The organism is Blastopirellula marina DSM 3645 (genome assembly GCF_000153105.1).
Lineage (GTDB): Bacteria > Planctomycetota > Planctomycetia > Pirellulales > Pirellulaceae > Blastopirellula > Blastopirellula marina.
Map to the genome: position 1 here is coordinate 147,478 of NZ_CH672377.1, position 18,871 is coordinate 166,348.

Annotated in this window: 20 protein-coding genes; 10 read left to right on the forward strand and 10 right to left on the reverse strand. The window is 57.4% G+C overall.

Translation table 11 applies throughout. The features are described from left to right. The first annotated feature begins 10 nt into the window (after positions 1-10). From DSM3645_RS19710 to DSM3645_RS19720, 3 genes are all read left to right on the forward strand, one after another. Positions 11-1,051, forward strand: coding sequence for a YncE family protein (locus DSM3645_RS19710; protein WP_237564894.1), 1,041 nt, complete (start codon positions 11-13; stop codon positions 1,049-1,051). Between the two features lie 82 nt (positions 1,052-1,133). Next, positions 1,134-1,397, forward strand: coding sequence for a MoaD/ThiS family protein (locus tag DSM3645_RS19715; RefSeq protein ID WP_131282746.1), 264 nt, complete (start codon positions 1,134-1,136; stop codon positions 1,395-1,397). Positions 1,398-1,502: 105 nt separating this feature from the next. Then, positions 1,503-2,696, forward strand: coding sequence for a glycosyltransferase family 61 protein (locus DSM3645_RS19720; protein ID WP_002654065.1), 1,194 nt, complete (start codon positions 1,503-1,505; stop codon positions 2,694-2,696). 9 nt (positions 2,697-2,705) lie between these two features. Here DSM3645_RS19720 and DSM3645_RS19725 read toward each other — a convergent pair whose 3' ends face one another. Genes DSM3645_RS19725 through DSM3645_RS19735 form a run of 3 tightly spaced genes read right to left on the reverse strand, consistent with a single transcriptional unit; the run spans position 2,706 to position 6,354 of the window. Next, positions 2,706-4,979, reverse strand: a complete 2,274-nt coding sequence (locus tag DSM3645_RS19725; RefSeq protein ID WP_002654066.1) for a xanthine dehydrogenase family protein molybdopterin-binding subunit — start codon at positions 4,977-4,979, stop codon at positions 2,706-2,708. Then, positions 4,976-5,452 carry a (2Fe-2S)-binding protein gene (locus DSM3645_RS19730; protein ID WP_002654067.1) on the reverse strand — a complete coding sequence of 159 codons (477 nt, stop codon included), beginning with the start codon at positions 5,450-5,452 and terminating at the stop codon, positions 4,976-4,978. Before DSM3645_RS19730 ends, DSM3645_RS19725 begins: the two co-directional genes overlap by 4 nt. Positions 5,453-5,475: 23 nt before the next feature. Then, positions 5,476-6,354 carry an FAD binding domain-containing protein gene (locus tag DSM3645_RS19735; RefSeq protein ID WP_002654068.1) on the reverse strand — a complete coding sequence of 293 codons (879 nt, stop codon included), beginning with the start codon at positions 6,352-6,354 and terminating at the stop codon, positions 5,476-5,478. A gap of 208 nt (positions 6,355-6,562) precedes the next feature. Between DSM3645_RS19735 and DSM3645_RS19740 the strand changes: the two genes are divergently transcribed. Beyond that, positions 6,563-8,044: an aldehyde dehydrogenase family protein gene (locus tag DSM3645_RS19740; RefSeq protein ID WP_002654069.1), complete on the forward strand. Its 1,482-nt coding sequence runs from the start codon at positions 6,563-6,565 to the stop codon at positions 8,042-8,044. A 265-nt stretch (positions 8,045-8,309) separates the two neighbouring features. Here the strand turns inward: DSM3645_RS19740 and DSM3645_RS19745 are convergent, their stop codons facing one another. The 4 genes from DSM3645_RS19745 to ectA all read right to left on the reverse strand — a co-directional run bounded on the left by DSM3645_RS19745 (position 8,310) and on the right by ectA (position 11,603). Continuing rightward, positions 8,310-9,209 carry a phytanoyl-CoA dioxygenase family protein gene (locus DSM3645_RS19745; protein WP_315849864.1) on the reverse strand — a complete coding sequence of 300 codons (900 nt, stop codon included), beginning with the start codon at positions 9,207-9,209 and terminating at the stop codon, positions 8,310-8,312. 91 nt (positions 9,210-9,300) lie between these two features. Further along, positions 9,301-9,687 carry an ectoine synthase gene (locus DSM3645_RS19750; RefSeq protein WP_002654072.1) on the reverse strand — a complete coding sequence of 129 codons (387 nt, stop codon included), beginning with the start codon at positions 9,685-9,687 and terminating at the stop codon, positions 9,301-9,303. Between the two features lie 99 nt (positions 9,688-9,786). Next, positions 9,787-11,085 carry a diaminobutyrate--2-oxoglutarate transaminase gene (gene ectB, locus DSM3645_RS19755; protein ID WP_050769459.1) on the reverse strand — a complete coding sequence of 433 codons (1,299 nt, stop codon included), beginning with the start codon at positions 11,083-11,085 and terminating at the stop codon, positions 9,787-9,789. Between the two features lie 8 nt (positions 11,086-11,093). After that, positions 11,094-11,603: a diaminobutyrate acetyltransferase gene (gene ectA, locus DSM3645_RS19760; protein WP_002654074.1), complete on the reverse strand. Its 510-nt coding sequence runs from the start codon at positions 11,601-11,603 to the stop codon at positions 11,094-11,096. Between the two features lie 290 nt (positions 11,604-11,893). Here ectA and DSM3645_RS19765 point away from each other — a divergent pair, with 290 nt between their 5' ends. The 6 genes from DSM3645_RS19765 to DSM3645_RS19790 all read left to right on the forward strand — a co-directional run bounded on the left by DSM3645_RS19765 (position 11,894) and on the right by DSM3645_RS19790 (position 15,950). Further along, positions 11,894-12,412, forward strand: a complete 519-nt coding sequence (locus tag DSM3645_RS19765; protein WP_040352829.1) for a carboxypeptidase-like regulatory domain-containing protein — start codon at positions 11,894-11,896, stop codon at positions 12,410-12,412. 173 nt (positions 12,413-12,585) lie between these two features. Continuing rightward, complete coding sequence (ehuB, locus tag DSM3645_RS19770; RefSeq protein WP_002654076.1) at positions 12,586-13,491, forward strand: ectoine/hydroxyectoine ABC transporter substrate-binding protein EhuB; 906 nt, start codon at positions 12,586-12,588, stop codon at positions 13,489-13,491. Positions 13,492-13,506: 15 nt separating this feature from the next. Then, positions 13,507-14,172: an ectoine/hydroxyectoine ABC transporter permease subunit EhuC gene (ehuC, locus tag DSM3645_RS19775; RefSeq protein ID WP_040352830.1), complete on the forward strand. Its 666-nt coding sequence runs from the start codon at positions 13,507-13,509 to the stop codon at positions 14,170-14,172. Beyond that, on the forward strand, positions 14,172-14,831 hold the full coding sequence (gene ehuD, locus DSM3645_RS19780; RefSeq protein ID WP_002654078.1) for an ectoine/hydroxyectoine ABC transporter permease subunit EhuD: 660 nt from the start codon (positions 14,172-14,174) through the stop codon (positions 14,829-14,831). The genes ehuC and ehuD overlap by 1 nt, the downstream gene beginning before the upstream one ends. A gap of 14 nt (positions 14,832-14,845) precedes the next feature. Then, on the forward strand, positions 14,846-15,625 hold the full coding sequence (gene ehuA, locus DSM3645_RS19785; protein ID WP_002654079.1) for an ectoine/hydroxyectoine ABC transporter ATP-binding protein EhuA: 780 nt from the start codon (positions 14,846-14,848) through the stop codon (positions 15,623-15,625). A gap of 94 nt (positions 15,626-15,719) precedes the next feature. Beyond that, on the forward strand, positions 15,720-15,950 hold the full coding sequence (locus DSM3645_RS19790) for a hypothetical protein (RefSeq protein WP_002654080.1): 231 nt from the start codon (positions 15,720-15,722) through the stop codon (positions 15,948-15,950). Here the strand turns inward: DSM3645_RS19790 and DSM3645_RS19795 are convergent. The 3 genes from DSM3645_RS19795 to DSM3645_RS19805 all read right to left on the reverse strand — a co-directional run bounded on the left by DSM3645_RS19795 (position 15,947) and on the right by DSM3645_RS19805 (position 18,868). After that, entirely contained in the window at positions 15,947-16,423 is a 477-nt protein-coding gene (locus DSM3645_RS19795) for a GNAT family N-acetyltransferase (RefSeq protein WP_085970180.1), read from the reverse strand. The genes DSM3645_RS19790 and DSM3645_RS19795 overlap by 4 nt on opposite strands. A 202-nt stretch (positions 16,424-16,625) precedes the next feature. Beyond that, positions 16,626-16,997 (reverse strand): hypothetical protein, encoded by a 372-nt coding sequence (locus DSM3645_RS19800; protein WP_116344540.1) that lies wholly within the window; start codon positions 16,995-16,997, stop codon positions 16,626-16,628. Between the two features lie 764 nt (positions 16,998-17,761). After that, a complete protein-coding gene (locus DSM3645_RS19805) occupies positions 17,762-18,868 on the reverse strand; it encodes a WD40 repeat domain-containing protein (protein ID WP_002654084.1) in 1,107 nt (368 codons plus the stop codon). Between the last annotated feature and the right edge of the window lie 3 nt (positions 18,869-18,871).

The window sequence follows — 18,871 nt, forward strand, 5'->3', positions numbered from 1 at the left end:
AAGGCGCCTTATGCGTAGAACCATGCTTTGCAGTTTGATTGTCGCAGCGTCCGCTTGGTGCGGAGCTGCCGTGAATGCCGAAGTCGTTGATCTCGGTCTGCCCGAAGGCTACTCGGCCGAAGTCGCCGCCAAAGGTCTAACCAATCCGTCCGGCGTCAGCTTTAGCCCCAGCGGCACGTTGACGATCTGCGACTCAGGCGATGGTCGCGTGTTGACTCTGGAAGCGGGCGAACTGAAAGAATTTATCACCGGCTTTCCGACCGAATACTGGAAGGTGGACGCCGAGTCAGGCGACAAACGTTTCAAACTAGGTCCGCTGTCCGCCATTTGGCTGGACGCCGAAACGTTGGCCGTCACCAACGCTGGACTCGGCGACGGCGCCGAAACGGTCGTCTTCTTCAAAGGCCCCGGCAAAGTCGAAGCAGGCGAAGCGACCAACTCGGTTCCGCCGACCTCCGATGACAAGGCCGACAAGGGCGAAGGCAACCTGACCGGTTTGACCGCTAGCGCGGATGGCAAAACGATCTACGTCGCCGGACAAGGCTCCGACGCCAAGACGTGGGTCTTAAAGGTCGACGTGGCTGACAAGAAGCTGAGCCCCCTTTTCTCGGCGGACGACAACGACATCGCGATCAACTCGCCGATGGCGACCGCGTTGTGGGGCGACGACGCAATTTTGACGTTGTACTCTGGCGCCGGCGGCAAAGATGACGGCTTGATCGTCGCTTGGGATCTGAAGAGCGGGAAGCCGACCAAGCAATGGACCGTGCCGGGCTTGCTCGATCCGATGGGCTTCGCCGTCATCCCCGGCGCCAAAAAATTGGCCGTGGTCGACAACAACTGGGCGCTGACCGAAGTGAAGCCCGGCAAGTTGGCCATCGTCACGCTGCCCGAGGAATCAGGCGCCGCCGAAGTCGAAGTGCTGACCGACAAGCTAATGGGCCCGGTCTCGTGCACGTTTGGCCCGGACGGCAAGCTTTACATCGGCCAGCTGGGCAAAGAGTTCGACAAGAACGAAGGCCAGGTTATCGCTGTTTCAGGACTGAAGTAACGCACTTCGATCTCAGCCGATTCGAAAATCTCAAGCGCCGCGTCCCACCTTGGACGCGGCGTTCTTTTTGGAGACCTCGATCATGGCGACGGTCCATATTCCGGCTCAATTACGCCCCATGACCGCAGGCGTCGAACATTTGGAAATCGACGCCGCCAACGTTCGCCAATTGATCGAGTCGCTGGAGACGCGATTTCCAGGCCTGCGCGAGCGACTTTGCGACGGAGACCGCATACGCGCTGGTTTGCAGGTCGCGATCGATGGGGCGCTCAGCAATAAAGGATTCGCCGCACGGCTAGCAGCGTCAAGCGACGTCTACTTCTTGCCTGCCATCGGTGGGGGATAAAAAGGGCGCCGGCTTGCCGCAACAGGGCAATCGCCCTTGCGATTAGAGGACAGTTCTCGATAAACTTCCCCCAATCTGTAACATCCCGTGACAAGTTGAGTCGGTATGCGCCTGAAATCTGAGACCATCAAGCAGCTGCGTTGCCGCTTGCTGAATACGTGGTGGCGACTGTTCGGCGTCCCTGCGCCGCGCGGAGGTTGTCTCGACTCGCCGCTCGACTTTTGCTTGGAAGAACCGGCGCGCCAATCGTTTCCTCGCCGCACGATGTTCGGCGCGGTCGATCAAGTCGGACAAGACATCGAAGCGCTTATTTCGGCCGGTTTGCTGTATGAAACGGATCGCGATTGGAACGGCGAGTCAACCATCGACTATCCGCCAGGCGGGGTCACGCTGCTAGAACAAGGGAGCGTCATCAGCCGGCAAGGGATTTTGTTTACCCCCAAGCATGGCGTGCTGGAAAATCTGGGAGGCGGTTCGCTGGCGGCGGTTTCCGGCGTCGGGACCAGCTTCACCCATCTCCCGCGTCCGCGGCGTATCGACGGCAACGTCTTGGTCATGACGCGCGGCTTGGCCCAGCGCAATTACTATCACTGGACGTTCGAGATGCTGTCGCAATTGCGTCTCGTCGAACAATCCGGCGTCTCGTTTGACTACGTCGCCGCGCCCAAGCGGCACGCGTTTGCGTCAGAGTCGCTGCAGTTGCTCGGAATCGAACGTTCGCAGATATTGCCGATGGGCCACTACACGCACATCCAGGCGAAGCAGTTAATCATTCCGAGCGTCGCCTGCTACTTTCCGCAACCGGCCGGCGTCGCCTACTTGCGTGAGAAGATGCAAACCCAAGCCTGGTCGCACTACGAACGTGACGACCGACTGAAACTGTACATCGCTCGGCGGCGATTCACGTCGCGCTATATCGTGAACGAAGCGGAACTCTTCGCCGCGCTGAAGCCGCTCGGATTTCAGCAGGTCTATCTCGAAGACTTACCGCTGAAGAAACAGATCCAACTCTTTCAACAAGCGGGCGTGATCGTTGGTCCGCACGGCGCCGGGTTCTCGAACCTTGTCTATTCGCGGCCAGGAACTGCCGTCTTCGAGATTACGCCGACGTGCCGCCCTCCCCTGTTCTTTCATTACCTGGCCGAAATCAACGCATTGCAATACGCCGTCTACTTCGGCCAGCCGGTGGGTCAGCGCGGCATGGACGCCAACATTCGCGTCGACGTTCCGCAATTGCGTCAGCAGCTTACCAGCTTCTTAGCAGAAGCGGCCGGCGATTACTCTCGAGCGGCCGCCTAGCGCCACGCGTTACTTTGCGAGCTGACTCATCGCTTTCCACAACCGAGGCGGAGAAATCGGCAGCCGAGTCGCTCGTACTCCGGTAGCTTGGAAGATCGCGTCGGCAATCGCCCCCGGCGGAGGAACGATCGGCGTTTCGCCGACTCCGCGGACGCCGAACGGATGGTTGGGATTGGGAACTTCGACGATGATCGTGTCGATCATCGGCACATCCAGACAGGTCGGAATGCGATAGTCGAGCAGTGACGCATTGCGCATCTTGTGGTCGTCGCCGTAGAAATATTCTTCGTTCAGCGCCCAGCCGATTCCCTGCACTGCTCCGCCTTGCATCTGGCCTTCGACGTAGCTGGGATGAATCGCTTTGCCGGCGTCTTGGATCGCCGTGTAACGCAAGATTTTGACCTTCGCCGTATCGGGATCAACTTCGACGTCCACGATATGAACGCCAAAGCCGTTGGTCGGACCTTCCGGCGATACTGACGCGTGACCCACCACGGGATCGCCGGCGCTCGGCAGCTTTTCGGCTAACTGCTTGAAAGTCAGTTGTTGATCACGCCAACGGTAAAGGTCGCCGTCGACTTTCACTTCGGCCGGATCGCAATCCCACAAGAACGCCGCACGTGCCGTCAGCTGCTCTAGCAGTTTGAGTCCCACTTTGTGCGCCGCCATTCCGGTGGCGAAGGTTGTTCGACTGCCGCCGGTCACGTCGGTGTAGCCGATGCTGTCGGTATCGACCACTTTCGGCAACACGTCCGCCGCGGGAATACCAAGCGTCTCAGCCAACTGCATCGCGATCGAAGTCCGCGTACCGCCGATGTCGGTCGATCCTTCCAGCAGATTGACAGTTCCATCTGGGTTGACCGACGCGGAAACGCTCGACTTCAAACCAATGTTGAACCAATAACCGGCCGCGATCCCGCGCCCCTGGTTGGGGCCTTCCAGCGGCGAGTTCCAATGCGAAGAGTTTTGCGCCGCCTCCAAACATTCGAGATAACCAATCCGCGGATAGACCGGGCCGTCGACACGACGCGATCCCTCTTTGACGCCGTTGATCCGTCGGATTGCGATGGGATCAATTTGCAACTGCTCAGCCAGTTCATTGAATGTCGACTCAAACGCAAACGCCGCTTGCGTCGCGCCGGGCGCTCGATAGGCTTGCGTCTTCGGTTTGTTGACGCAGACGTCGTACCCGTCGACCACCGCATTGGGCAATTCGACGCAGCTAAAGATGCACATCGTGCCGGGACCAATCACGCCGCCGGGGAATGCGCCCGACTCGTAGGCCAGATAGGCCTGACCGGCGGTCAACTTTCCATCCTTCGTCGCGCCCAGCTTGACCCGGATAAACGACGCAGGCGTCGGCCCCGTCCCTTCAAAGACTTCGTCGCGCTGCATGGTCATTTTGACGGCGCGACCACTCTTGCGGCTTAAAATCGCGGCGACCGGTTCTAAGTAGACGGCGATCTTACCGCCGAATCCGCCCCCAATTTCGCACGGCGTGACCGTCACCTTCGAGATCGGGAGCTGCAGCAACTCGGCCGTTTGATGGCGCGCGGTGAACGAGCCTTGGGTGGAAGTCCAGATCTTCAGCTGGCCATCTTCGTTCCAGAGCGCCGTAGAAACTTGCGGCTCGATATAGCCTTGATGAACCGTCGCGGTTTCAAACTCTCTTTCCAGGATCAGATCGGCGGCTGCAAACCCTGCGGCGATATCGCCGGTTTCAAAATGAACGTGCCGATCAATGTTAGTCGGTCCTTGGCTGGGCTGCCCCAGCGTCTCGGTCTTCAAACCGGGATGCAAGATCGGCGCGCCAGGCTTCATCGCGTCCAGCACGGACGTAACCGCCGGCAACAGTTCGTAGTCGACGCGAATCGCCGCGATCGCTGCTTCCGCGATATGGACATCGCGAGCAGCGACGGCGGCGATCGCATGTCCTTTGTACAACACCTTGTCGACGGCTAAACAGTTCTCACTGAGATCCTTCAGGTGGACGGCGCCTTCCCCCAAGTCGGCGATTTTGTCGACCAGGTCGGGCCAATCTTTACCGGTCGCGACGGCGTAGACTCCTTCGATCTTTTCCGCGATCGACGTATCGATCAACTTGATTCGCGCATGCGCGTGCGGGCTGCGCAGCACTTTGCCGTGGAGAGCGCCGGGAAGCTGAACGTCGGCGCCGTACAGGGCGCGGCCGGTCACCTTGTCGGCGCCATCATGTCGAACCGGCCGTGTGCCGATTACTTTGAACGTTTTGTCACTGTAAGAAATCGGCGAAATGTCGCTCATGGGTTCGTTCCTTCGGCAGCGGCTTGAACAGCGCGGACGATCTTGTCGTACCCGGTGCAGCGACAGAGGTTTCCGGCCAACTGAAAACGAATCTCCGCTTCGCTGGGATGCGGAACTCGATCCAACAGCGCCTTGGCCGTCATTAAAAAGCCAGGCGTACAAACGCCGCACTGCAGCGCGGCGCCTTCCAGAAAGCATTGCTGTAGCGGCTGCAGTTGGCCGCCGGCGGCGATCCCTTCGACAGTCTCAATCTCGGCGCCTTCGGCCTCCAGCGCCAACACCAAACAGCTGACGACCGGTTCGCCGTTCAGCAGCACCGTGCAAGCTCCGCAGTTGCCGTTGTTACAGCCTTCTTTGGCGCCGGTCAGTTGCAACGAATCACGCAGGACCTCTAGCAAACTTTGTCGCGGCTCGCACGCGAACTCGCGCGGTTCGCCGTTGATCTTCGCCGATATCAGCTTTTTTTTGGCCACGCTGTAACCTTAGGTTGGTCGTTCTATTGGGTTTTCGACTGGGCGCGCTCGACGGCGATCGCCAGCGTGCGTCGCGTCAACACGCCGCACAAATGTTTGCGGTACTCGATCGTTCCTCGCATGTCGTCAATCGGACGAGCCGATCGCTCGGCCAGCGCGCCTGCTTGGGCGAACAGCTCGTCGCTCGGCGGTTGGCCGACGAGCGCCTCCTCAGCGTGCGATGCGCGCACGGCGGTTGTTGCAACGGCGCCCAAGACGATACGCGCCTTGCAAATGATCCCCTGGTCGTCCAGCTCGACTAAAGAAGCGGCGCTGGCGACGGCGATATCCATCTCGTTCCGAGGGATAAATCGTTGGAAAGCGGCGCCGCTTCGGGCTTCGATCGGCGGCAAGATAATCGCGACCAGCAGATCGCCGCGCGCCATCACATTCTTGCCGACGCCGCTGCAAAAATCGGCGACCGGCATTTGCCGACGTCCGTTGGGACCGGCGATCTCGGCGACGGCGTCATAAATGGCCAGCGGCGGAATCGAATCAGCCGCCGGAGATGCGTTGCAGAGATTTCCGCCGACCGTAGCGCGTGATTGAATCTGCCAACCGCCGATGATTTTGGTCGCATCGACCAGCGCGGCGTACTTCTCGGTAATCGCCGCTTCGCGATAGATTCGGCTACAAGGAACGGCCGCGCCGAGAAAGAGTCCTCCATCGGCGGTCATCGCCAGCTCATTTAGTTCGGCGATTTTTTTGACGTCGACAACCAGCGTCGCACGGCGGCGACGTTCTCGTAACAAAACCAAGATATCGGTGCCGCCTGCCAGGACGACCGCTTTGTGGCCGGGATCTGCGAGCAACTGGACCGCTTCGTGGGTGGAAATCGGCGCCGCGTAGTCGAAATCTTGCAAGAAATCACTCCTAACAGTCGTCGTCCCAACGATCGAAAGCTGGGTTTCACAAGATCGCGACGACGTAGATGGCGCTCATTCTATCGCGAGTGGGAGCGCTTTCCAACGCAGCTAGGCCGTATCTTGCCTCAAAACCGATTGCTTGCGGCAGGCGTTACGCCCTACAATACATAACCCGACTCTTCCTGTTACAAAAGGATTTCCCGTCATGGCTACGATTTCTCGTTCTAACTCCTCGACTTCGCCCGAAGTTCGCCATACGCAGTGCTTTATCGACGGCCAATGGGTTCCCGCGATGAGCGGCAAAACCTTTGCGACGTTGAATCCAGCCACTGAGGAGGTGATCGCTGAAGTCGCCGAAGGGGACGCCGCCGATATTGACGTGGCCGTTCGCGCCGCTCGCAATGCTTTCGATAGCGGGCCTTGGCGAAAAATGGACGCTCGTGATCGCGGCGCGCTGATCTATCGTTTGGCCGAATTGATCGAGCAAGAAAAAGAAGAACTGGCCGCGCTTGAATCGCTCGACAACGGTAAGCCGATTCGTGACGCATTGGCCGCTGACCTGCCGCTGGTCGTCGACTGTTTGAAGTACTACGCCGGCTGGGCCGACAAAATTCAAGGCGCGACCATTCCGATTCGCGGCGACTACTTCTGCTATACCCGTCGAGAACCGGTGGGCGTGGTCGGTCAGATCATTCCCTGGAACTTTCCGATGCTGATGGCCGCTTGGAAATGGGGACCAGCGCTCGCCGCAGGCTGCACCATCGTGATGAAACCGGCCGAGCAAACGCCGCTCACCTGTTTGCGCATGGCGCAGCTGGCGCAAGAGGCCGGCATCCCCGATGGCGTCATCAATGTGGTGCCTGGGTTTGGTCCGACCGCCGGCGGTTCTTTGGTCAAGCATCCCGGCGTCGATAAGATCGCGTTCACCGGCGAGCATATCACCGCGCAAACGATCATGAAGAACGCCGCCGACACGATGAAGCGGGTCACGTTTGAACTCGGCGGCAAAAGTCCGAACGTCATCTTCGCCGACGCCGATCTCGACGCCGCGATCGCCGGCGCCCACTTTGGTTTGTACTTCAACCAAGGCCAATGTTGCACCGCCGGCAGTCGCGTCTTTGTCGAAGATTCGATCTACGACGAATTCTGCGAACGAATGGTCGCGATGAATCAGGATCGCAAACTAGGGGACCCGCTTGATCCAGATACCGAGCAGGGCCCGCAGGTCGATCAGCGTCAGATGGACAAGATCTTGGGCTACGTCGAACTTGGCAAGAAGCAAGGCGCTCGCCTATTGAGCGGCGGCCAGCGACACGGCGACAAAGGCTTCTATGTGCAGCCGACCCTGTTTGCCGATGTGACCGACGATATGAAGATCGCGACCGACGAAATCTTTGGCCCGGTGATGTCGGTCCTGCGGTTTAAGGGCCAGGACGACATCATCCAGCGCGCGAACGACACGTTCTATGGACTAGCCGCCGCCGTTTGGACCAACGACGTCAAAAAGGCGCACCGTTTCGCCGCGGATGTTCGCGCCGGAACCGTCTGGGTCAACTGCTACGACGTGTTTGACACGGCGGCTCCGTTTGGCGGCTTTAAGATGTCTGGCCTGGGACGCGAACTAGGCGCCGCGGGTCTCGACGCCTACTTGGAGAACAAGACCGTCACGGTCAATCTGGCCGACTAAGCTACCAGACGGACGAGGAAAACGGCCAACTCGACCGGATCGCGCGCCGACGCGATCCGGGACGAGAAGGCACAGGCCAGTATGGGAGAACTGTAAAAGCACAAACCGTGCCGAGCGGCGAAGATTTCTCTGCAAAGCGAAAAGCCCTGATACGTTTCCGCAAGAACGAGAAAAACGACCGATGTCAGTGACAGCGGTCGTTTTTTCGTGTCGATTTGTCCGACAGTCGCGTCGTTTGAATCGACGCGTCTACTCCAGCGGGCCGCTAAGGCTGCTCCAACGAGCAATCTTCTCGCTCCGCTAGGAACTCAGGCCGCGGCGCATAGCCGCCAAACGGTTCTACGAGCCGATTTTCGACGCTATTATAAACGACAAACAGATTGGTTCGCGGCGTCGGGCTGAGATTTCCAGCCGAACCGTGCATCGTGTTGCAGTCAAACATCAGGGCCGAACCGGGGCCACCCTTGGGCGCTTTGATCGATCCTTGATTGGTCAGAAACTCGATCGCCTGACGACTGGGGACGCCGAACTCTTGTTTCTTCAGCGACGTCTCGTAGTGATTCTCCGGCGTTTCGCCGATACAGCGAATGTAGTACTGATGCGAACCTTGGATCAGCATCAGAGGACCGTTGAACTCGTGGTTGTCGGTCAGGCTGATCGAAACGCTGATCGCACGCGTGCGCGGCATGCCATCTTCGACGTGCCAGGTTTCAAAATCGGAGTGCCAGAAGAACTCTTTGCCGTGAAAGGCCGGCTTGTAGTTGATGCGGGATTGATGAATATAAACGTCGCTCCCCAGGATCTGTTCGACCTTAGAGAGAATTCGCCGGTCCAGGCAAATACTGCGGAAACGTTCGTTGTCGCGATGGACGCGAAAGATCGTGCGAACTTCGTTCCGCTGCGGTTCGGTGATCACTTCGGGCCGATCCTGGTCGGCGCTCCACCGCATCTCTTCCGCTTCCGCCAGGCACTGCGCCGCTTCGCTTGAACTGAGCAGTTGCGGAAACGATAGATAGCCGTTGTCGGCGAAGCTGCTGATCTCTGAGTCGGGCAAAGTGCCGCTGCGCCCTGGCCAGACAACCGGATCGATGCGCGGCGCGGCCTCCCAGATTTCCCCCATGCGAGACGCATAAGGATCACGATGAACTTGAATGACGTTCGACACTAGGGTTTTCCTTCTCCAGTTGGATCATCCGATTGTCGGTTGCTGGTTCCTTTACGAAGTTGTGCTTGGTCGTACGACGACGCCGTCGCGGCTAATCCACAATCGCCGGGTAGACGCCATTTTCGTCGTGAACTTCGGTTCCGACGACCGGCGGATTGAAGACGCAGACCATCCGCATATCGACATCGGCCGACAGCAAATGCTTGTCATTTTTGTCGAGCGCATAGACGGTGCCGGCTTCGATTTCAAAGACCTCGCCGGAATCGACCAGCTGGACGCGTCCTTTACCTTCGATGCAATAGACGGCTTCGAGATGATTCTGGTAATGAATCGGGGTCGTGGTGCCGGCGCGAATAATCGTGTCGTGCAGCGAAAATCCCATGCCGTCCTTCTTGAGCAGCAAGCGACGACTGGTCCAGTTTTCCGATACAACTTCCGCTTCGGTTCCGATGGCTTCGGATAATTTTTTGACGATCAAAGTACAGTATCTCCGTGCAGCGCGCCGCAGAATGCGACGCGCGTTGGGTTAGGTAGAAGTCGATACGCGCGAGCGTGAAGACGCTCCATCGCTTTTGAATTAGCCCGAAACCTCGTCGGCGGACGCCATCGATTGGGCCGGCTTCTTGGTCCTGGGACTGCCCATGACTTCTCGAACCGAATCGACCAGGATCTTCAGGCCGTTGTCGAGCGCATCTTCGGCGATCGTCAGCGGCGGCAAAGTCTTGACCACTTCGTCGTTGGGACCGGCTGTTTCAATGATCAGCCCGCGCCCAAACGCCGCACGAGAAATCTTCGCTGAGACGTCTTCTTCATGGAACTGAATTCCTTGAATCAGACCGCGACCACGAACGTCGGCGCCATACGCTTCGGCCAGATCAAGCAACGTCGCTTTGATCTTCTTCGCTTTGCTATTGACCGCCAGCGAGAGCTGATCGTCTTGCCAATAGTTACGCAGCGCGGCGGTCGCCGTGACGAACGCCGGATTGTGTCCGCGGAACGTCCCGTTGTGCTCGCCTGGCTGAAACGCATCGAGCTCCGGCTTCATCAGCACAACGGCCAACGGCAAGCCATAACCCGAGAACGACTTGGACAAGCAAACGATGTCCGGCTTGATCCCCGCAAATTCAAAGCTGAAGAACGGGCCGGTGCGACCGCAACCGACCTGGATGTCATCCATGATCAGCAGTGCGCCCACTTTTTTGGCCAAGGCCGCTAGGCGCTGCAGCCACTTTTTCGAAGCGACGTTGACGCCCCCTTCGGCTTGCACAGTTTCGACGATGAAGGCCGCCGGCGGCTCAATGCCGCTGCTGTTATCGCTCAGATAGCTTTCGATCAGCGAGATCGTATCGGTATCGGCGTCAAAATAGTCGCAAAACGGCATGTGCGACGCGTCCGACAGCGCGACGCCGGCGCCGGCGCGTTTGCCTGAGTTGCCGGTCATCGCCAGGGAACCGAGGGTCATGCCGTGGAAGCCGTTGGTGAAGGCGATCACGTTGGCGCGACCGGTCACCTTGCGGGCCAGTTTCAGCGCCGATTCAACGGCGTTGGTGCCGGTCGGTCCAGGAAACATCACCTTGTAATCGAGTCCACGCGGAGCAAGCAGCACATCCTGCATCGCTTGCAGCAAATCACGTTTAGCAGCCGTCGACATATCCAGAGCGTGCGTCACGCCATCCGCCGAAAGATACTCGAGCAGCGCCGACTTGATCACGTCATTGTTGTGACCGTAGTTGAGCGAGCCTGCGCCCGCAAAAAAGTCGATGAAGGATCGTCCCTGTTCGTCGAACAGCAGGTGATCCTTCGCGCGGGTGAAGATCGTCGGGAACGAGCGGCAGTAACTGCGGACGTTTGATTCCATTCGCTGGAAAATATTCATTCTCTATCCTAAATAGGGCCAACGCGGACAAGCTCTTCCGCTTCATGATCTGAAGCGCCAAAGTCCGCGGGTTCAAAACATCGCGAGTATTCGATCGCTGCTCCCAACCGGGACGCTAGCGACGCAAACAAACCACGCGATGGAGCATTAGATGGTGTGATCGTCGCTTCGATAAACTGCACCGCTTCACCCTGCTCCACCAAATACAGCAGCATCTGCTTGGCCAGTCCCATGCCGCGCGCTGAGGGCGCGACAAGCACTTGCCATACAAACAGGGATTGGGGACGCGTCGGGGGGCGGAATCCAGTAGCGAAACCGACGATCTCATCGTTCAGTTCCGCAACGACGCACGAATCGGCGAACTCGGTCGCCTGAAGCAAATAGAGGTAACAGGAATTGGTGTCGAGCGTTTCGTCAGCGCAGACCAATCTCCACAACGACTGAGCGTCCCGTTTTTCGGGACGACGCAGACGAACGGACTCCCTGTCGTTTTCCGCCGGGGGGGAAGTCTCGGTCATCGCATGAAGTGGGTGTGAAATTTTCCTGCTTGCCGTGGATGGTTAATCCGACGCTTACCATTGCCTAAAGGTGCGTTCGCCTATCGCAGACGATCGAGTCACCCTAACACGATCGAGATTTGGTTTCAACGCAGACAACCTAAGAAATTGGCTCAGGACCGTACTTGCCGCAGTAATTCACGCTTTTGCGCTGTTTTTATTTGTAGTGTTAACATTTGCGAAACTTTTTCCGCCGAAGTTGTTTAAATAGAAGATGTCGTTCACCCCTCATGGAACAGGAAAGAGACGATATGCTTCGACAGACATCGACGTACGCTGGCGCACTGCTTTTGGGGGGACTGCTGGTCCTCCTTCGTTATCACTCGGCCGCGGCGGAACCCGCGCCGGCCACGGTAGAAGGAACCATTACCTATCAAGGTGAGCCGGTTTCGAACGCGTTTGTCACGTTCAAATGCCGTGGAATGTCGGAATCGCTTTACGGCCAAACCGACAAACAAGGTCGCTATGAGCTCTATTCCCGAATGGAGCACGAATTGCCGATCGGTAAATACGCCGTGACGATCGTCAAACGAACGACGCAAGAAGATCACGCGGATCGACATCATGGTTGCCGACGTTCTCGGCGGCACAGTTCGCAACGTGTCGTCGATTTGCTTCCCGAACATTATGGCGATGGTCCGACCTCAGGACTGATCGCCGTGATTGAACCGGGTGACAACGTCTTCAATTTCAAGTTGTCCGACGTTGCGCCAAAGAGCAATACAAGCGACGTCGCTAGCGGACGAACCGCCAAGCTTTCGCTGAACTGATCGGACCTCTTTTGTAGGTACGGTTGAAGAGCGGACGCGATCTGGTCTACACTGACCCGCTTCCTGCACGCCGCAATTGAGCGGCGTGCTCTCCTAGCGCTATTGAACTAGCGTCGTCGCGTGCTGCTATGTCAGTGCGGTCGCCATCTCCTTTCCGAACTTGGAAGGAAGCGATGCCGCAAGCGAAAAATCAGATAACGCCGCTCGGCGTCGTGTTGGCGATTCTTTGGATCACCGTCACTGGATCGGTGGTGTGGCGCGTCTCGCATCCGCCGCAGCCCAGTTCCGCGTTGGAGCGAATCCGCCGGACCGGCGCCGTGCGCATCGGCTTCGCCAACGAACCTCCGTACGGCTACTACGTCACGACGACCGGTCAGATCACCGGCGAAGCGCCCGAGATCGCGAAAGTGATCCTGCACCGCTTAGGCGCCAAGCAGATTGAACCGGTTGTGACCGAGTTTGGCGCGCTGATCCCCGGCCTGAAAGCAGGCCGCTTTGATCTGATCGCCGCCGGCATGTACGTCACGCCGCAGCGCGCCAAAGAGATTGACTTCTCGAATCCCACCTACGCGATCGGCGAGGGATTCATCGTTCGCGCCGGCAATCCGCTTCACCTGCATAGCTACCAAGATGTCGCGGCCAATCCGCAGGCGCGGATCGGCGTGATGGGGGGAAGCGTCGAGCATGGCTATGCTCAGCAACTTGGCGTGCCGGAGAATAGAATTGTCGTATTCCCCGACTATCGCAGCGCCATCGATGGAATCACGGCCAATCGAATCGACGCGGCGGCGGCGACCATTCTGACGGTCAACGATTTGTTGGCGAAAGCCGATGATGATCGAATTGAATCCGCCGAGCCGTTTGAAAATCCGGTGATCGACGGTAAGTCGATCCTGGGCTACGGCGCATTCGGCTTCCAAAAACATGACGACGAATTGCGTCTCGCGTTCAATCAAGAGATCGCCGATTTCGTCGGCACGCCGGAACATTTGCAGCTGATCGAACCGTTCGGGTTCGGCAAGTCGACGCTTCCCGGCGACATCACAACCGCCCAAGTCATCGGTTCTGACGAACCATAACGTTTGCGAATCAGGATGCCTGCTCCGTTTGATTTATTACCAGTCTTGCTGCAAGGTTTGTGGGTCACGATTTTAATCACGCTCGGTGGAATCGCCGTGGCGTTGGTCAGTTCGCTGTTAGCGGGTCTCGGCCGTGATTCGCGCGATCCGATCGTCCGTTGGACGGCGACCATCTATGTCGAAACGTTTCGCGGCGCCTCGGCGATCGTGCTCCTGTATTGGTTCTATTTTGCGATGCCGGGATTGATCGGCGTCAGCATGCCGGCGATGGTCGCCGGAATCGTCATCTTGGGGCTGAACATCGGCGCGTATGGCGCCGAAGTCGTTCGCGCCGCAATCCACTCGGTGCCGGTTGGTCAACGCATCGCCGCCCAAGCGTTGAATCTGACCCCCTGGCAAACGATGCGTTATATCGTGTTGCCGCAAGCCGCTCTGGCCGCCACGCCCCCGCTCGGCAACCTGATGATCGAGTTGCTGAAGAGCACCGCATTGGTCTCGATGATCACCGTGGTTGATCTGACGCAGATGGGCATGTTTCTGCGGACCGAAACGCATCGTTCGCTGGCGATCTTCAGCATGCTGCTGCTGATTTACTTCGTCCTCTCGCAATGCATCGCCGCCGCCGTGAGACAGATCGAACATCGACTCGCGCGTGGCCAAGATTATGGGGGAGCGCGATAATGTGGGATTGGGAATTCGCCATACGAATCTTGCCGGAAATCCTGGAAGGTCTCGGCGTCACGCTCTTGGCCGTCGCCGGCGGCATGACGCTGGCGATCTTGCTGGGACTTGCGTGGGCGGTCATGCGCCGCTCGACGCTGCATTGGGTCAGTTGGCCCACCTACGGAATCGTCGAGTTCATCCGCAGCACTCCGCTGCTGGTGCAGTTATATCTCGTTTACTACACGCTGGCCGAGCTGACCAGCGGCTGGCTTTCGCCGCTGTGGTCTGGCATTTTCGTCTTGGGGCTGCACTACAGTTGTTACACCGCCGAAGTCTACCGAGCCGGTTTAAACGGCGTTCCCCAGGGTCAGTGGATCGCCGCGAAGGCGCTCAACCTGACGACCTGGCAAACTTATCGCCACGTCGTCTTGCCCCAAGCGATCCCGCCGATTTTGCCGGCGCTGGGCAACTATTTAATCGCGATGTTTAAAGACGCGCCGTTGTTGTCAGCGATCACGGTCCTGGACGTACTGCAGCGCGCTAAGATCGTCGGCAACCAAAGTTTTCGCTACCAGGAACCGCTGACGATCGTCGGCATCATCTTCCTGACGCTCAGCATTCTTTCCGGGGTTGGCGTCTCCTGGCTGAAGCGCCGCGTCGAAGCGTCACAATCGTAAAGGATCACCAGAGTATGACTTCCGACCCACCGATCGTGAGCGTTCGCAACCTCGTCAAACGCTATGGCGAGCTGACCGTCCTCCGCGGACTGAATGTCGATATCCAAGCCGGCGAAAAAGTCGCGATCATCGGCCCCAGCGGATCGGGCAAGTCGACTCTCCTGCGCATGTTGATGACGCTCGAAAAACCGGATGACGGCGAGATCTTCATCGCCGGCACGCCGATGTGGCGCGTCGAGCGCAACGGATCCCAAGTCGCAGCTGACGAACCCCATCTGCGTCAGGTTCGCGAGAAGCTTGGAATGGTGTTCCAGCATTTCAACCTCTTCCCTCACATGACAGTGCAGCAAAACGTGACGCTTGCGCCTCGGTTAGTGCATGGGGAAGCAAGCGGCGCCGCGACGCAAACGGCCGAGCGTCTGTTAGATATGGTCGGACTGGCCGATAAGGCCGACGCCTATCCGGCCAAACTTTCAGGCGGGCAAAAACAACGCGTTGCGATCGCCCGAGCAATGGCGATGTCGCCGCAGGTCATGTTGTTTGACGAAGTCACCTCGGCCCTCGATCCAGAACTGGTTCACGAAGTGCTGTCGGTACTGCGCAAGCTAGCCAAAGAGACCGATATGACCATGCTGTTGGTGACGCATGAGATGGCGTTTGCCCGAGAAATCGCCGATCGCGTCCTCTTTTTTGACGAGGGACGCATCCTCGAATCAGGCCCGCCTGCGGAGATCTTTACGTCACCGAAAGAGGAACGAACGCAGCAGTTCTTGCACTCGGTGCTTGATCGCTAGAAGAACCAAATTCCGATTCTACTTGCCGCCCGTTCGACGGCGTCGTATGTTGACGAGTCGTTCCCGTTGATTCATCCGCTGCAGAGTTCGCTCCATGTCTTCGACTCCCGCACCCAGCGGCGCTGCTTTGTCCGCTGCGCGTCACGAACGTCTCGCCCTGTTGCAAAAGCAACTGCCCGACGGCCCCACGGCGGAACTGATCACGCTGCTGCTAGAAGAATTGCAGGCAAGTCAGGCTCGACAAGCGGCGCTAGAAAAAGAAGTCTACGACCTGCAACTCGAACTCCAGCTGCGCGGCGTTTTTCGTCAGTCCTGTTGCGATTAAGTCTTTCGGCCGGCGACACCGTGGCGCGCTGCTTTTTCCTTCGCTGGAAACCGCATTCGTAGAACATCCTGCCCTGTCGGTTCGTGATGCGTTACTTCTAGCGGCACAAATCCGTACCGATCGTAGAATGCTCGCCCGATCGAATTGGCGACAAAGACCTCGACTTCCAGCTCACTGCGAAGCTGCACTGCTTTGTCCATCAGCTGTCGGCCGATCCCCAACTTCTGCCGTTCGGGTTGCACGAAGATCGCTCCAACCTCGCTGCCGATCAACGCGATAAATCCGACGACGTGCGAATTGTCTTCAAAGACCCAAGTCTCGGCTTTGACCAGATAGACGTTCGCGATACTCTCGCGCACCATCGCTTGAAATTCCGCCGTCAAAAATGGATGCGCAAGCTCGGACGCCGCCTCCCAGACTTCGAGAAGTTGCTCTAAATCGCGATCTTCATAATGTCGAATCTTACTTGTCACGATGGATCGCATCTCCCTATTTCTCCAGAAACGGGCGCGCCGGACGATAACGCCGCCCAGGGCAAAGCAGTCAGGACCGAGACACCCACCCGCGAAAAAGGTTCGGCAAATGAACCTCCGAAACCTCGTCCGATACTTGCATCCAGCCGCGCCGAAACGGAAAACGCAAACTTACTTCGTTAGCGACATGAGCAAGTAGAAGCTACGACTTTCGCCTAACCAAGATCGCGGCGAACAAGAAAATGATCCACTCGGCCGTCGCCAGCGAGTAGGTATCGGCCGGAATGTCGCTAAAGACCAGGAACCCGGCGGTCCGAAACGCGACTAGGCATCCGTGGATCAGCAGACAAAGCAGCAGTGGCGACTCGACATCGGTTGGCCGATAAAGCGGCCACAGAAAAGCAAGCCCAAGCGCAAACTCCAAACCGCCGTAGACCGTCAAAAACTCGGACTGACCGGAGCCTGGCTGAAGCGTGAAACCAACCACTTTCGATGTATGCTCAGGACTGAACGAGCACCACGCCGCTAGTAGCAGATAGACGGTCCCCACGATTGTCAAAAAGATACGCGCCATCAGAATTGAAGACTTCCTCTTGCAAAGATTGTGCTTGCCGCCCCCCATCAAGCATCTTTTTAGAAGGCTCGCCACAAGTGACAACCGGCGAAATTCATCCCCCGTCCAATAAAAAAAGCGTCCTACGCATATCCGACACAAATCCGGCTCTTATCCGACCGCTTATCCGAACAGGAGCCTTTTCGTAAGTCCTTATGGCACAGGGAATTTCACGTAAGCCCATGAAAAAAGGCACCTTACGTGACTCGTAAGGCGCCTTGAAAGTGGGCGATGAGGGACTCGAACCCCCGACATCTTCGGTGTAAATGGAGCCGGGAATGGAGGAAAGGCCTTATTTCTTGGGAGTTTTTGCGATTTCTGTGTCTAGGATTTCCACGAAATTCACGATTTGCACGCCGTTTCGTGCATTGATTCGTGCATCGAATTTTTGACCGAAAGGACTGGTCACCTTGTATTCGGAAAGAACCGTGCGGTCAGTCACACTCGATTTGCGGGCACGGCGAATCGGAAGACTCCGACTGGTCTTGACGGACACTACCTTAGGCGTCGGCACGCTGGATATCCTGTGGTAAATCGTCAGGCCACGCCGATTTTGTGATTGATGGGGAGGTGTAGTTGACCGTGCGCTCACCCTGCTGAAGAACAACAAAACGGCGAAAGTGGGGGTGAAGAAAGCAAGGAGGAACGACGGCTACTTGCTGGAAGTGTTGTTGGGGAAATGATTTATGGTGCGATCGCCGTGGACTGAAATCGAGAGAAATGCGTCAGCGATTTTCCACGCGTGTCTTGAACAAGTTCCTCTGGATTCTACGAATTGAAGCATCCTCATGAAGTTGCATCGGAGGCATTGGGTCGATTTGTAATAGCTCCTGTTCTCCGAACCGAAGTGCCAAAAGACCGACGTTGACACTGGCGACATGGATGATGTTCGTTCGCTTGTCATAAGCCAACGCGCGGATCATTCCGCAATGGAGGTTGACAGAGTCGATTTCTTTTTTCGTTCGCACGTCCCACAGACGCACCATGCCATTATTGTGGGAAGAAAGCAGAAACGCCGGATCACCCGAGTTGCCTGCAACCGGTACAAGGTTAGCTACCGCGAAAATTGAATCTCCGAGCCGCCCCAATTTCTTGCCAGAATTTGTATCCCATAATACGAGGTTACCAGAAGTGTCCCCGGAAGCGAGCATGTCACTGTTTCCGATGAAAGTCAAACTATCGATTGGGGTGTGTGATGGGGTTTCGAGAACGACTGAAGATTTCTCATCGGACATGCTCGTAACACAAATCTTTCCATCTTCTCCTCCCGATGCGATCAAGCTGCCATCTGGAGAAAATGCAATGCTACGCACCCCATGTTCATGCGTCACCTCGATGCTTCGATTTTTCTTTGTAGCAAGATCCCACAGAATTACCTTTCCATCGAGTCCTCCGCTCGCCAGTACTCCAGTTGCCGACCAGCCCAAACACAAAACTCTCGGCGGATGTCGTCCGACGTGCGAGAACCCGTTTGTTACGGCATTCCAAATCGAAATCTCTCCACCTTCGATTCCGACCGCCTGGGCGTCAGACCTCGGTGAAGAAGCGCCACAAATAACAAATCCTTGATCATTTAATGGCGTTCTCATGAAGTTGCGAAGCCGTTCGTCGGCAAGCTTGGCTGTTTGAAAGACGCGTCCGGAATGATTTGCCACTACCAAGCTGCAATCACGATTTCCATAAATCCCCAGTGCAAGATTGCTGTCCGACAATACGTTCATGCAAGTGACGAATCCGCTTGCGACCTCTCCAGCCGCCGCGATTTTCACAGCCATTTGGATTGACGTGAAATAGGCAACAGCAATAGCGAAGCCAACTATCAGTCTTTTCATCGT

Coding starts and splice junctions, on each gene's coding strand:
- DSM3645_RS19710 (WP_237564894.1), top strand. CDS start 11: ATGCGTAGAACCATGCTTTGCAGTTTGATTGTCGCAGCGTCCGCTTGG.
- DSM3645_RS19715 (WP_131282746.1), top strand. CDS start 1,134: ATGGCGACGGTCCATATTCCGGCTCAATTACGCCCCATGACCGCAGGC.
- DSM3645_RS19720 (WP_002654065.1), top strand. CDS start 1,503: ATGCGCCTGAAATCTGAGACCATCAAGCAGCTGCGTTGCCGCTTGCTG.
- DSM3645_RS19725 (WP_002654066.1), bottom strand. CDS start 4,979: ATGAGCGACATTTCGCCGATTTCTTACAGTGACAAAACGTTCAAAGTA.
- DSM3645_RS19740 (WP_002654069.1), top strand. CDS start 6,563: ATGGCTACGATTTCTCGTTCTAACTCCTCGACTTCGCCCGAAGTTCGC.
- ectB (WP_050769459.1), bottom strand. CDS start 11,085: ATGAATATTTTCCAGCGAATGGAATCAAACGTCCGCAGTTACTGCCGC.
- ectA (WP_002654074.1), bottom strand. CDS start 11,603: ATGACCGAGACTTCCCCCCCGGCGGAAAACGACAGGGAGTCCGTTCGT.
- DSM3645_RS19765 (WP_040352829.1), top strand. CDS start 11,894: ATGCTTCGACAGACATCGACGTACGCTGGCGCACTGCTTTTGGGGGGA.
- ehuB (WP_002654076.1), top strand. CDS start 12,586: ATGCCGCAAGCGAAAAATCAGATAACGCCGCTCGGCGTCGTGTTGGCG.
- ehuC (WP_040352830.1), top strand. CDS start 13,507: ATGCCTGCTCCGTTTGATTTATTACCAGTCTTGCTGCAAGGTTTGTGG.
- ehuD (WP_002654078.1), top strand. CDS start 14,172: ATGTGGGATTGGGAATTCGCCATACGAATCTTGCCGGAAATCCTGGAA.
- ehuA (WP_002654079.1), top strand. CDS start 14,846: ATGACTTCCGACCCACCGATCGTGAGCGTTCGCAACCTCGTCAAACGC.
- DSM3645_RS19790 (WP_002654080.1), top strand. CDS start 15,720: ATGTCTTCGACTCCCGCACCCAGCGGCGCTGCTTTGTCCGCTGCGCGT.
- DSM3645_RS19800 (WP_116344540.1), bottom strand. CDS start 16,997: ATGGCGCGTATCTTTTTGACAATCGTGGGGACCGTCTATCTGCTACTA.
- DSM3645_RS19805 (WP_002654084.1), bottom strand. CDS start 18,868: ATGAAAAGACTGATAGTTGGCTTCGCTATTGCTGTTGCCTATTTCACG.